The 13,525-nt window shown below is 26.8% G+C and carries 17 protein-coding genes; all 17 read left to right on the top strand.

What is annotated here, in order from left to right; genetic code table 11:
- The first annotated feature begins 136 nt into the window (after window positions 1-136).
- The 17 genes from DW114_RS17820 (at window position 137) to DW114_RS17910 (ending at window position 13,463) form a co-directional block, all read left to right on the top strand.
- On the top strand, window positions 137-511 hold the full coding sequence (locus DW114_RS17820; protein ID WP_117455180.1) for a hypothetical protein: 375 nt from the start codon (window positions 137-139) through the stop codon (window positions 509-511).
- Window positions 512-634: 123 nt separating this feature from the next.
- Complete coding sequence (locus tag DW114_RS17825) at window positions 635-1,321, top strand: hypothetical protein (protein ID WP_117455182.1); 687 nt, start codon at window positions 635-637, stop codon at window positions 1,319-1,321.
- The gene (locus tag DW114_RS17830; RefSeq protein ID WP_117455184.1) at window positions 1,311-2,078 is read left to right on the top strand and encodes a hypothetical protein; all 768 of its coding nucleotides are present in this window, start codon (window positions 1,311-1,313) and stop codon (window positions 2,076-2,078) included. Before DW114_RS17825 ends, DW114_RS17830 begins: the two co-directional genes overlap by 11 nt.
- A gap of 582 nt (window positions 2,079-2,660) precedes the next feature.
- A complete protein-coding gene (locus DW114_RS17835) occupies window positions 2,661-3,044 on the top strand; it encodes a DUF2247 family protein (RefSeq protein WP_117455186.1) in 384 nt (127 codons plus the stop codon).
- Window positions 3,045-3,500: 456 nt separating this feature from the next.
- A complete protein-coding gene (locus DW114_RS17840) occupies window positions 3,501-4,235 on the top strand; it encodes a PoNe immunity protein domain-containing protein (RefSeq protein ID WP_117455188.1) in 735 nt (244 codons plus the stop codon).
- 513 nt (window positions 4,236-4,748) lie between these two features.
- Complete coding sequence (locus DW114_RS17850) at window positions 4,749-5,303, top strand: SMI1/KNR4 family protein (protein WP_117455192.1); 555 nt, start codon at window positions 4,749-4,751, stop codon at window positions 5,301-5,303.
- A 626-nt stretch (window positions 5,304-5,929) separates the two neighbouring features.
- The gene (locus DW114_RS17860) at window positions 5,930-6,166 is read left to right on the top strand and encodes a hypothetical protein (protein ID WP_117455195.1); all 237 of its coding nucleotides are present in this window, start codon (window positions 5,930-5,932) and stop codon (window positions 6,164-6,166) included.
- Between the two features lie 401 nt (window positions 6,167-6,567).
- Complete coding sequence (locus DW114_RS17865; protein ID WP_117455197.1) at window positions 6,568-6,849, top strand: RHS repeat protein; 282 nt, start codon at window positions 6,568-6,570, stop codon at window positions 6,847-6,849.
- Window positions 6,850-7,217: 368 nt separating this feature from the next.
- Window positions 7,218-8,201 (top strand): hypothetical protein, encoded by a 984-nt coding sequence (locus DW114_RS17870; protein ID WP_117455199.1) that lies wholly within the window; start codon window positions 7,218-7,220, stop codon window positions 8,199-8,201.
- Window positions 8,202-8,291: 90 nt separating this feature from the next.
- Window positions 8,292-8,735 carry a hypothetical protein gene (locus tag DW114_RS17875; protein ID WP_117455201.1) on the top strand — a complete coding sequence of 148 codons (444 nt, stop codon included), beginning with the start codon at window positions 8,292-8,294 and terminating at the stop codon, window positions 8,733-8,735.
- A gap of 201 nt (window positions 8,736-8,936) precedes the next feature.
- The gene (locus DW114_RS17880; RefSeq protein ID WP_117455203.1) at window positions 8,937-9,284 is read left to right on the top strand and encodes a hypothetical protein; all 348 of its coding nucleotides are present in this window, start codon (window positions 8,937-8,939) and stop codon (window positions 9,282-9,284) included.
- A gap of 129 nt (window positions 9,285-9,413) precedes the next feature.
- The gene (locus DW114_RS17885) at window positions 9,414-9,782 is read left to right on the top strand and encodes a DUF7674 family protein (protein WP_117455205.1); all 369 of its coding nucleotides are present in this window, start codon (window positions 9,414-9,416) and stop codon (window positions 9,780-9,782) included.
- Between the two features lie 241 nt (window positions 9,783-10,023).
- Complete coding sequence (locus DW114_RS17890; protein ID WP_117455207.1) at window positions 10,024-10,497, top strand: hypothetical protein; 474 nt, start codon at window positions 10,024-10,026, stop codon at window positions 10,495-10,497.
- Window positions 10,498-10,954: 457 nt separating this feature from the next.
- Window positions 10,955-11,422: a hypothetical protein gene (locus DW114_RS17895; protein WP_117455209.1), complete on the top strand. Its 468-nt coding sequence runs from the start codon at window positions 10,955-10,957 to the stop codon at window positions 11,420-11,422.
- Between the two features lie 248 nt (window positions 11,423-11,670).
- Window positions 11,671-12,021 carry a DUF7674 family protein gene (locus tag DW114_RS17900; protein ID WP_117455211.1) on the top strand — a complete coding sequence of 117 codons (351 nt, stop codon included), beginning with the start codon at window positions 11,671-11,673 and terminating at the stop codon, window positions 12,019-12,021.
- A 379-nt stretch (window positions 12,022-12,400) separates the two neighbouring features.
- Window positions 12,401-12,952: a T6SS immunity protein Tdi1 domain-containing protein gene (locus DW114_RS17905; protein ID WP_117455213.1), complete on the top strand. Its 552-nt coding sequence runs from the start codon at window positions 12,401-12,403 to the stop codon at window positions 12,950-12,952.
- Window positions 12,953-13,052: 100 nt separating this feature from the next.
- The gene (locus tag DW114_RS17910) at window positions 13,053-13,463 is read left to right on the top strand and encodes a hypothetical protein (RefSeq protein WP_117455215.1); all 411 of its coding nucleotides are present in this window, start codon (window positions 13,053-13,055) and stop codon (window positions 13,461-13,463) included.
- The last annotated feature ends 62 nt before the right edge of the window (window positions 13,464-13,525 follow it).

A 13,525-nucleotide genomic window follows, 5' to 3' on the forward strand; every position in this document is an offset into this window, starting at 1 on the left:
GGGAGATATCCGCTATAAATATAAAGCGATCGAATACACAGATTATGGATATAGCGATGACATCAAGAGTGGATTCGGTTATAATGGAGAAGAACATTAAATTCATTAAATCGTGATTATACGAGGAGGTAAAATGATGTATACAGCAATAGTTAAAGAATTAAATGATAATATAGAAGAAGAAGCAATAATTTCGATAAATAATATTGACTTTACTACATTTATTGCATTTACACCTTATAAAATTAAAATAGGTGAAGAATATCCTGTAGATATTACGTTGTTTGGAGATATATTGAATATAACCGAGAGCTTAGATAAGAAAATAGAAATTAATAGAATGGGTGAAACGTTTGGATATATAATACATGGATATTTGTTTGAAAATGGAAAATTAGATATAGGATTTATTATAGAAGATAATGAATTGTTTTATGATTATCCATATTTGTATGGTAAATATGTGACATTTGAGGTGAATAGGATTGATTCAGAATTTTTGATATACTGATATACTATTTTGAGTGAAAATGCAAAAACGGAATAACTGATGATTTAAATTCAAAAGCTATAATTGTTAGTAGTTATAGTTCTTTTTATGGGAAAATTCCTAATAATAACCTAAGTGACATTATTGAGATGGATAACGCAGGATATATCAATAAAAAAAGATTATGAAGTTTACAACCAGCTGACAAGCATCTTCACAGAAGAAGGCAGTACAGATATCTATTATGACAAGAATGGCAATATGCGAGATGTCTTATATGCAGGTGGTGGTAAAGAACACTATGATTATGATGAATATGGACAATTAAGCAAAGTAACGAATGATAAAGATAAGAGCTATACATACAGCTATGATGCCCAAGGAGATCGTATCCGTTATCAGAAGAACTATAGTGAAGCCTATGACAATGATACATGGTATGAATCCCTAGAGCAAACAAGCTTTGAAGAAGTAGAAGAATTGTTGGATGACAAGAACAGTGATCAGATCATAGAATCTGTACGTTACCAAAGCAACTATCGTAAGACACATCACAAATGTGTATTGATGGAAGAAGAAAACTGGGATGGTGATGGAGATGACTGGGAAAACAAAAACATTGCCTATATCTTAGACAAGAGCTTAGAAAATGCATGGGGAGATATCCGTTACAAATATAAAGCAATCGAATACACAGATTATGGGTATAGCGATGACATCAAGAGTGGATTCGGTTATAATGGAGAAGAACAGGATGAAATAGGACTGATCTATCCACACGCAAGATATTATAATCCAGTGATAGGACAATCTAGGTGGATTGATATTTGACAGTGCATTAAGTTCTGGTTCCGTGTATGCAGGATCAAAAGCATTTGAATATGTAAAAGAGTTTAATGAAGTTAGTGGAGCAGATATAAATAATAACTTAAAAGCAGGAACATACTCTGGAAATGCAGAATTTAGTGGCAATGAATTGGGTAAAATATCCTCAAGAGTTCTCTATTGCTTGGAAAAAATTTTGGGAGGGTATAAAATGATAAAACTAACCAATACAGGTGTTTTTAAAAACGTACAGTTATGGAAAAATGAAGAAATAAACAATGATATGCACGAATGTGGTATCATAGAAGTTCTTCAACATGAAATAAAGAAGGATAATTGGAGTCAATGGAAAGAGAATTCTTATCTAATTGAACTTTGTGTAAAAAGAAAACCATTTAGTAATTATGCAAAATTAGGCGTACAATATATAAAAAAGGATAGTAGTGAGCTGGACTTAAAAGTTTATATCGGATGTGATGATGGAAGCATAGTAGATAATACTATTGCCACCCTTGGAGATGAAGTACATCTTGGAATACCTAAAGAATATGGTGAAGAAATCATACGAGTAGCCAAACAGTATTTGAATGAAAATGTATGTTCAACCGGAGAACTGATATTTAATATAGGTGCTCATGGATATTATGGTTCAAGTCAATCTATATTTGGTTTAGCAACACTAATTTTACTTAAATTGATAACATGTACGTATGAAAATTCAGATGATTTAGAGCTTAAGTTAAATAGCATTATATGTGAGTAAATTAGTTTTAAACAGATGCTTGTAGATTACAAATTATTTATTATCTACAAGCAGAACTCAAGGTGCATATAAATTATCAGAGTGTTCTAATAATAAAGCAATTAGGCAAATTAGTAATACAAATAGAGTAAGGACATGAAAGTTTTTGGAATGTGAGAAAAATTAATAAGCTATAACTATAATCATAAAGTTATGGCTTATTTTATTATAAGTTAGCTAGAAATAAGATCTATTATAATGTCAAAGAATTATTGTGGTCATTTCATCACTTGCTTTCCAAGAAGTAGTAGAGGAATTCTAGCTGCTTTTTGATCAAAAGCAAAAGAAATCATATGTAAAAACTGTACAATTCTGTGCATATAAAACATTAATTTCTAAGTTTTATATAACTTATGTACATAATATATAAAGTTTGATAAGCTATATATTATATCAATGAAAAATCTAGATGATAAAATGAGATGATGAGAAGAGATGACGTGATAAATCATATCAAATTAGGAGCACTAGATGATATATTTAAATGATAAAAAGGCTCTTTTCATAAATATTGAAACTAATGGGGGGTTATTATGTTAAATTATGTATATCCTTTGTATAAGGATTTTAAATTCAATTTTACAAGAAGGCATTCAAAATTTCGATTTGATTTTAGATTTAGCAATTTCGGAAGCTGTTAAAGATATTAAAAGTAAAGTACAAGTATTAGCTAATCTAGAGAAAAATGAGCAAACTGATGTAATAATGGATAAATGGCGTTTTGCAATGTTGCTGCAATTATATTTTAAAAGAGATCAGTATACGAATGTCTATGAAAAAATAGCGGAAATAGGGGCAGATTTTAATCATCCAAAAGATATGGATGGGCTTATTTATTATTTCCCTTCCACTGGCATTAGTATAGAAAAATCTTGGGCTAATTATATAAAAGAACAATGTAAAAGATTTGGTATTCATTGTCCATAATGATATTCATATTTTAAGGATGTGTAGTATTAGAAGAATAGATATAATATTAGACTGTTAGATTAAATCGTAGAGGAGAAATAATATGATTCAAGATATTTCTAATAAACATACTGAAAATTAATGAAAGTATCAGTAGAAAGTTATTTGAGATGTCTTATGATTTAGAAAATATTGTTATATATTCATATTATAATCGTAAAATAGCAAAAAAGATGCTGAAGATCATTATCAGGCATAGAAGGTGACATAAAGCTTACTAGTAATATACAAAAAGGTATCAATGGAGAAATGACAATCACTATAAACAACAAGGTTATGACAGAATCAATTAGGTTAAAATGAAAAGCTGTCATCCTAATTCATGATAAGTTTAAAACTCATTTAATTAACATTTTCCTAAAAGGTGTTATTAATAAATCTATATCAGATAAATTTTAAAAAAAGGAGAAAATTATGAGAGATATTATAAAAAGTAAAGAATATTTTGACGAATGTATAAAGTATGAAAAAAATAGAATAAATGAATTTAGCCAAGTACTAGCAAGTCTTGAGCCAGAAAATGTTAGAGGTCGTTATTATGGGTTAATGTTTTTAGCAGGATTTAATGAAAATCTTTTTAAATTATTGTATTCAGTGGGGGACTCTATTGAAGATATATATATCTATTATAAAGAGTGGATTAAATTATATAGCGAGATTTGTACAAAAGATGATAGCATGTATGACATAATAGATATGTTTTCAATCGCAGTTTTCTATGAAAAAAGAAAAGAAGATTTTGCTGAATATTTAATCGCAATAGTAGAAAAATTGAATTTAGATGATGGCATGATAAATGCTTGTTTACGTTATTTAGGATTTGATTTTAAAGACAATAAAGAATCAATATTGTCATATTTAAATGGGTTGTTAAATGGAGAGAATAAAGTTGAAAATTTGATGAGAGTGATAAAAAAATGGTATTCCTTCCATAAAGATGCTTCCTGGTATGATGCACATAAATCAAAAAGTGATACTTATCGTGGTTACTGGTGTTTTGAGTTAGGTGCTATTGCGAAAATTTTTAAATTGAACGATGAAGAATTAAAAAACCAACAGTATTATCCATATGATTTAGTTCATTTTATAGATGAAGGTACCAAAGATATCTATAGTAATAAAATAAGTATGAACAAAAGAATTGGATAATTACTCAAATAGTAAAAGTTCTAATTGAGATTATTAATAATCTATAACTATAATTGTTAGAGTTAAACATATTAACTAAATAGGAGAAAATTGTTACCATATGAAGAATACAAAAAAGCTGTAATTGAAACATATGAAGGTTTATATAAGGATTTTGGGCATTCATTGCCGTATGATTTTTTATTCATTATTACATGATTTTGATTCCAATGAGAAAAATTGTGAAATTGATAGTGTTATATTTTATATGGCTTATGCTAATATTTGTCTAACTAACAATAAAAATATTGATTTTATGAAAAAAGATTTACTAAAAAATTATGTTTTATGTAATAAAGATAATGATACAGTTGGAGTCAATTACAAGATATAAATCAAGTAGAATTTAAGATACTAAAAAGTTTGAATGTTATATAATCAAAAGTAGTAAAAGTCAAATATTACGGTTTTATATGTTTCTAAAATGCTTTTAATGGCATTATTGTAAAATTAGTAATTATACGAGGAGGAAAAATGTTAATTTCAAAATTCAATGCAGAAAATGTATTAGATAATATATTGATATTGGAGAAAGAGTTTAATATTCGAATACCTAAACAATATAGGCAATTTTTGATAAAATATAATGGTGGCTTGACACCTGATACAACTTTCAGATTAAGTAAAATTTCATCTGATATTGAAGGATTTTATGGCTTTGAGTGTGAAGATAAGACATTTTGCATCGAAAATATACCACTTGAAGAATTTATAATAGATAAGATGTTTCCAATTGGAATTAATAGTTTTGGTGATAAAATTGTTATTGATTTAGGAAATGGCTCTGTAAATTTCTTATTCCATGATAGACAAAAAAAGTATATTAAAATTGCAGAAGATTTTGCGAGTTTTGTAAGTAAATGTAAAAGTAAAAAGATTGGTCATATACGAAGTATAGATGAAAGAAAAAACGATTTAATATCTCTAGGAAATGGGCATAAAATAACTCCTGAAAAAATAGCAGGATGGCAAGCTGAAATTGATTTATATGCAAATATTCGTCAAGAGAAAGTAATATTAGAAGACTAGAATGAGGCAGTATAAAAACCATCCTTTTCAAAAAGAGATTTGACGATTATGTGAAAAGCTTTAAAAAATTCGTACTAAATAATAAAAAATTTTATATGGAAAGAAATTAGAAGATCAGGTGAAAAAAATTTTTTTGGAGATAGTGAATTATGGAAGATAGTGGTACTTGCAGTTTTATAATAAAAGCTGAAAATTTAAATTTTAATAAAATTGAGGTATTGAAAGCACAAAAAAGTTTATCAAAAGTGAAGTTAATAGTAAAGTGATTAGAAAAAATAAGTTTGATTTATTGAGTTTCAATATATGCTACAACAACGGTGGAAATCCCAATAATGCTCTAAATAAATTGGTAGATATATTGTAAGAAAATATATACTTTATTAAACAAATTAAGAATGAATATAACATTTATTTATTGTTATGTTCAATCAGATTATGCACAAGTAAATTACGTGATATCATCAGAAGTATTAAAAAAATATCATTATTAGAATTAAATTTAAAAATATTTTACCTTTCTTGGCGAGGAGTTGAATTAGATTAATAAAGTCTATGATGATTGATATAATAAATGTTATCACAACATATGCAAAAGAATTACAATGGATATGAGGAGGTAAATAATATTGAAAAAACTAAACCTAAACGAAATTGCGTTATTAAAAACATGTTTGCAAAAGAAAAAGATTTCATTTGATTATTATGAGGATATAAATCATTTAAGTAAAGAACAATATAATCAATTAAGAGATATTGTATGTGATGAACTTATCAAAAATGGATTTTCCATCAATGGAGAAATTAATGATTATGGTAAAAAATTAGAGGATTTGATTGATAGTCTTGGTAGATTCTTTTTATAATATCTTTAATTAAGCTCAACATGCAAAAAGGAGGAGTTGGAATAAATTATAATTCATTTAATATTTTAAAAAGGCTTAAAGAAAATTGATAACATCATAAATGGGAAACACTTTTGATTATATCACTTATTGCTTCTCTTTTATTTTGTTCAAGTGAATAGTATACCTATAAGACTATAGGTCATGTTAAATAAGAAACGTATTTAAATGACATTATAATTAAATTTTAAAATATGTATAACATAGAATCAGAAGAAATTATATACAAAATCTGTACAAATGACAGTATATAAAACATGAATTTCTAATTTTTATATAGCTTATGTACGTAAGCTATAATATTTGATATTATTGGTTAATAGGAATAATTTAAGGGATTAATGATATAGGGAGGAGATAAAATGAGATATTTAGAACCAAAAGTTGAACAAGCATTATTAGATATGAATTTTATTGGAAAATATGAAAAACTTTCAAATAAATATAACGAATTAAGAGCACCAATGGATAAAAGACTTAAATATATAGATAAACTCGGCAACAAATTATCAGAAGGCAAACGAAGCTTTACCTATGATAAACACAACAATCTTTCCACAGCTACGCTAAACAATAAAACAGTATCTTATACGTATGATAAATTCAATCAGATTACGAAAGTAAAAGATGCCAATGTAAGTTGATAACGTGCTATTTGGATTTAAAGAAGCAAAAGCCCGTTTAAAAAAATATATGTGATGATTTCATTGGTTATATCAATAGATTGAGTAATGAAGTAAATGAAAAGTACGCATATGCAGGGGTTCCAGATGGCTAGTTCGATGATGTTGCTGAAAAAACAATCTCAAAGGGAACTAGTGGAAATAAGGCTACAAAGAAAATTGAAGAATATATATAAAAGTTAGATGTTGATATAACCGTAAGTGGAAAGCCAGCTAAAAAATATTGGATATAAGAATACCAAAAGGAACTGGAGATAGAATAGATTCAGGGTATTTAAAAAGATTATGTGAATGTTTAGATATAAAATTGGAAATAAAGGAGTTTTAAAATGAAATATGAAATTACAATCAATGTCATATTTAATAAAGATAAAATCAATAAAGAAGATGTTATGGAGTGGCTTTCTATTAGTGAATACTTTCAACCTAAAGAGATGAAATGTAAAAGACTAACAAAAGGTAAATATTATAAATATAGTAAAAAAAAGTTTTATGAAAACCTTGAACAAGAATTGTTAGAAGCATATTGTAGCATAAAAATTTGTGATGATAATAATGATATTTGGATTTATAAAAATCGTACAAATAGGAATAATATTATTCTAACATGTACATTAGATAAAAAAATTTTTAATGACAATAAGAATTACATCTTTACTATGATAGATCATTTTATAACCCAAAATAAAGTGATATTTTCATACGCTGGGGTATTCACTGATTTAGTTTGGCAAAACACCAAGAGTATTAATGATTATAAATTGGCTGGAAAATCTTTAAAAGATATTAAAATAAAAAAAAGTGATACATTTTTGTATGAAAATGTTGTAGATATAGAGTATAATCCAGGACATTATCATATCATCAATGGAATGTATTTTGGTTCTTTTTGGAAAATGTGGTTTGGAGAAGAATATTTTCAATATGTACCTAAAGAATTATTAAAAAGCTTTAAAGACTGCTATGAAAATAAGCAGCTCTCAGAAAATAGCTTTAGAATTACACTATACGAAGATCCATGGGATTTTGATAAAAAAGAAAATAGAGAACGACAATGGAGTTTTAGAAAGCATACGAGCATAGATGAAGTGGCAGAAAGACTTGAGGAAGCAGCGAAAAATCAACCAGTAGAAGATGGAAATACTAAAATCGAAATATTTGAAGGCGAATATGAGCATGGTGGAATACGAATATGCAAATATTATTATAATGAAAAAGATGAATTGATTGAAAAGTCAAAAGCATCAAAAATAGTAACATATGAGCTAGGAAAGAGTGGTGAGATTGTCTGGTCTAATACAGAGTATAAATAACAAAGCGTTATGGAGTAATGGTTTGGATATATCTTCAATAAGCAAATATGCAATTGAGTCAGAGATATTATTTCAATCTGGGAGGTAATTATGGCAACATTAATAAACGATGAGCAAAATATAAATTTTACAATTGATTTTTTAAAAAGAATAAAAGATACAATAATAATTAATGATGAATCTGAAACTTTTATACCTTTTATATTAAAATTAGTAACACCTGAAAAAATGTATAATACTGATAAATTTGTGATGTCAGTGCGTGAAATAAAGTATTTAATAGAAAACTTAAATCATGTTCTACATGTAAGTCATCAAGAAGACTATACATTTGACTATTACAATAGTGAAGCATTATTTGAAATGATAGTATCATTTTTATCTGAGGATTTGCTAATAGAAATAATGATTTGGATTAATATAGGAGCATTGAACAATGGAGATAAATATGGATATGATGAAGGATATAGATTTATTGTTGATTTAGATACATTTGAAAAATTTGTAATTCAATTGGAAAGGGAAAGTAAGTAGATTAAATAGTAATATTTATATGTATCCATTGCCTCAGAATTACAAAAAAAGCAAGCATATTTTTTGGCTATGATACGAACTAAATTTTTCAAAAACTTTGCTGCTATTTTATGATCACCGTCATTTTTTGACCAATGATTTTCATTTATATAGACAAAGTTAAGGTTATATTCAGTATGCTAAAAAAAGTAGGAGGCAGCTATGAAAAACGTTGACAGAGAGCTTATTATAAATCTTATAAAATTATTTAAAGGAATGTATGCTATCATTGCTTCAAACCCTAACAATGATATCAATTATGGCATGAGAACCATAAAAAATATGGTTCAGTACCTTGAAATGGAATTAACCAATGATACAATAGGATATGAAGAATTAGTTAGTGAGATAGCGAGGAAATATAAAAGTATGTTTCCACCGAGAGGAGGATTAAGTGAGTTTTATATATGGGATGATAACTATGAGATAAGATATCAGGCAAATCATGAATATGACCAAATCAAATCGCAAATTGAGGCGATTTTAAGTAAATATAAGTTGTGTCATTAAGACGAGGTGAAAAAGTATGGATATTAATGCTCTAGTATTTGGAAAAATATTTGGCTATATAATTTGAATCTATACAAGATTAAATAGGTGTATAATAAAACGAGAAACCCATTTGAAGAGGGAAATAAAATGAATAAGGATAATGTTTTAAATAATTATTTAGAAATAGTTCCTGAAGTTCAAGAACGATTCAAAAAACAATGTAAGAAAAGTCTTATTGATGATACTGATGGAGCACATGTAATTTGGAGTTTAGGTCTTGTTCCTTGTGTGATTGAATTAATAAAAGATAATAAGAAAAACGAAAGTGTGCTACAAAGGACTTTTACTTTTTTTGAAGAAATGGCTTCTTCAGATGAAGAAGTGAGAGAATTATTATTATATTCTGTTTTAGAAAAATTAGGAGATGATAAAGAAACCTTAAATATATCTATGACTTTGATGGGGGAAAATACATTGAAGTTATCCCAGCAAGTTGAAAATTTTTTAGGAAGATAAAAGAATTGAATCATTGGAAGCATTTTTCAATTTTTTCTTAGTATAATATTTATAAATCGCTTTAAATAGGTGATTCTTTATTGTCTGCGTAAGAAAGTCTAATAATTAAATAGAAGTAAAGAATATGGGAAAAGTTTATGAATAGTTATAAGAAATAAAGGCATATATGAATTATTGAAGAGTTCAGCTATAATAACAATTTCGCATTTCTTATTAAAAAGATATTAGTAGAGGTAATGATATGGATGATATAGAAATGATATATAATTTCAAAGAACATGGTTTACAATGTATAAATAACACTAGAAATATGACTATTGTTTTAACATTAGTTGCTACGCAATTAGAATTTGATTATCAAACAGGAAACTTGATAACTATTTTTGGCTATTTACCATTATTTAATGCAAAGAAAAAGAATATAGATTTACCTGCAGTATTTATTGATACAGATTTTTCTATAGACATGAATGATTTTGATTATTGTCCAGGTATAGCATATGAATATTGTGAATGGTTTCCTAAAAGTGAAAAGTATTTGTTAAAAGGTGGTATACCAATTGTTTGCTTTGATAGAGAAAATAAACGAATTTTAATTGGCACAAAAGATCAGAATGATAAAAGTATCAAAATAAATAAAAATATTATTTGTGGATTAGATCATGATTGTAATTTGAAATATCTTTTGATTTCTATAGATTTGATTATAGAATGAATTTAATACTTACATTAAACGCAATTAAATCACAAAATCAATAACTACATTGTTTTCTTGGATATCAGTGGCAATAAGGTGAGTATGAATTATAAGATTATTAAAAGTATATGATCATTAATCCTAAGAAGTAATGAAGGTCTGAAATTTTTAAATTAATAAATAGAAAATCATTTTATATGAAAAATATTAGATAAGAATTTAGAATATGAAAATCATAAATTAGCTATAACTATTATCAAAATTGTTATGCCTTATTTTTATTATAGGAAGCAACAGATAATCTATATGTTTTTGATAAAAAACATAAGAAATCATATGTAAAAACTGTACAAATCTGTGCATATAAAACATGAATTTCTAAGTTTTGTATAGCTTATATACGTAAGCTGGAATATTTGATATTATTGGTTAATAGGAATAATTTAAGGGATAAATAATCTAGGGAGAAGATAAAATGATATTTTTAGAACCGAGAATTAAACAAGCATTATTAGATATGGATTTCGTTGAGAAATATGAAAAGCTGTATATGAGATTCAATGATGATAGAGCTGAAATGAATGGAAGATTTGAAAATATTGATATTGATATAGTAATGAAAATCTTAAATGAATTAGGATACGAAGCTAAGTTTGATCGCAAAGAAAAATTTTTTAAGATTAAGGAGAATAAACATGGGAAATATACTTATGGAGCTCATATCATCTTAGATGTTGGAATTGTTGATATGATTTGGATTGTAAGAGAAAATAAAAAATTAATTTTGGCATCACCTTTAGCTGTATATTCAAGAATGTTGATAGATGTTGATTATAGGACAAAAAGCCCAGTAATCGGAAGCTATGAAGATTTAAAAGAAATATTAGAAATTGAATTTGAAATGTTCGATGAATTTAGAAGTATATTATTTGAACAGGAATGAAAAAACATCTTGTCGTATAGTTAATTTTCTAATTGGATAGAGGAATATGATACGAATGATAAAATTATAAAAGGAGTAAAACGATTTCGATGAAATTATTGGTTGGTATTGTATCGGTGACAAATATGTTTCAGAAAGCGATTTATGAGTGCAATTTGCAGAGAAAACTCTTACAGCATTATGTGCAAAAAAATTAAAGTCTATCTGGCTACATGCAGAATTTAAATGATAAATTAGGAGAATACTTTATGTATGATTATGGCAAAGCAATAACTATTTTAATAACAAGATTTCCAAGCTTGGGAATAATCTATAATATCGAGGAGGACTTCTATGAGGGCCTTCCTTATGTGTTCTATGAGCAAGTATTTACAACATACATCATAAATAAAGCTAAAGAATATAATGAATCTAAATTATCAGATATCTTTGATTTTGTTGAAGATATGCTTGAAAATGGAGATGATGATACGAAGAACTTAATAGAAGTAGCGGTAATTGAGAGCTTGTTTCTTGATTCTCAGTATACTTGGGATGATGAATCATTAACAAAATTCTATGGAAAGTTGACGAAAACAAGCTTTCAAAATTGTGTTTAATTATGAATTGGTTTTCAGAGTAAAGAAACATATTGTGAAATTCCTTTTAACATTTATGTGGAAAAATTATATATAGATTTGAGATAAGAAGAATCTAAAGATATGCTGAGTTAGCAACATTAGATTCTTTTTTATTTTATAGTTAAAGATTATATTGTATGTACTAATTTAGATTAAATGGAAAAACATAAGAAATCTTACGTAAAAACTGTACAATCCAGAGCATATAAAACATTAATTTCTAAGTTTTATATAGTCTGTATACATATCATATAAAGTTTGTTATGCTGTGTAATAGATCAATAGTAAATTTAGATAATGGAATGTTTGATATGAGTCACGATATCAACAAAGATGGATGTGTTTAGGGAGGATCAATATGAGTGAAAATGTATTTGAAGGGTTTAAAAAATATAAAGATGTCGATGAAGTTATATTAGAAAAATATAAGAAATTATTGCCTGATGAATTTCTAGAAATATGGAAAAAATATGGCTTTGGAACCATATTAAATGGTTATATAAAAATTGTAAATCCAATGGATTATCAAGATATTTTAGATGCTTCTTATTTCGCGGCACCAGTATCCATACCGATCATGGTAACAGCATTCGGAGATATCATCACATGGGAGAAAAATACTTTTATAAAAAGTGTCAAATATAAAAATGGAACACTTAAAGGAATAGCAGCAAGTTTTAGATATTTTTGGGGCGATCTAATTACTTCTAATAGATTCAAAAGAGAAATCTTTGAATTTGATAAATATGCCGAAGCATTAAAAATGAAAGGACCATTAGAATTTGATGAGTGCTATGGATATGTACCATTGCTTGGATTAGTAGGCTCTGAAGAAGTTTCTAATTTATCTAAAGTAAAGATTAGAGAACATATCTTATTGATTACTGAATTGGTTGGAAGAATAGAATAGTTCAGAAATATACAACAAAGATAATTAGAGATAGAATGAATTTGCATATATTAAAAGTAAGAAAGACTTAAGCAGAATATGCTTAAAAAAGGAATGATTTTTGAAAGTGGGTGCAGCAGAAATGAATATCAATGAATCAATTGATTTAATGATCAACTTTAGTAAAAGCAAAAATAAAAAAAATGAGATATTGCTAATAAAGGCAGATATTTCTATGATGACGTTAATTTGCATTATAACTGATGTATTAGCTTGGTTGAGGTTAGAATATAAAAGAGAAAGATGGATAGCAGAAGGTAGAAAAATATCTATGCGACCTTTATCATTAGATGATAATTATCCATGGTGTCAGGTTTTAAAAGTATTAGTGGAAGAAGAAGAGCTGTTTAAAAATAATTTTATTATAACAAATAATAAATTTGATTTTGCTCCTAATATTACAGAAGAAGAAAGGAAAGCAGTTAGAAAAAAAGTGTTTGAAGAAATCGTTCCAATTGTAATCATGAATTAATATATGAATAAAGATGTATTGTATAGAAATCATTATATATTCGATTCAGTGCAAAATGTTAT

The organism is Absiella sp. AM09-50, assembly GCF_003433845.1.
GTDB lineage: Bacteria > Bacillota_I > Bacilli_A > Erysipelotrichales > Erysipelotrichaceae > Hoskinsella > Hoskinsella hominis.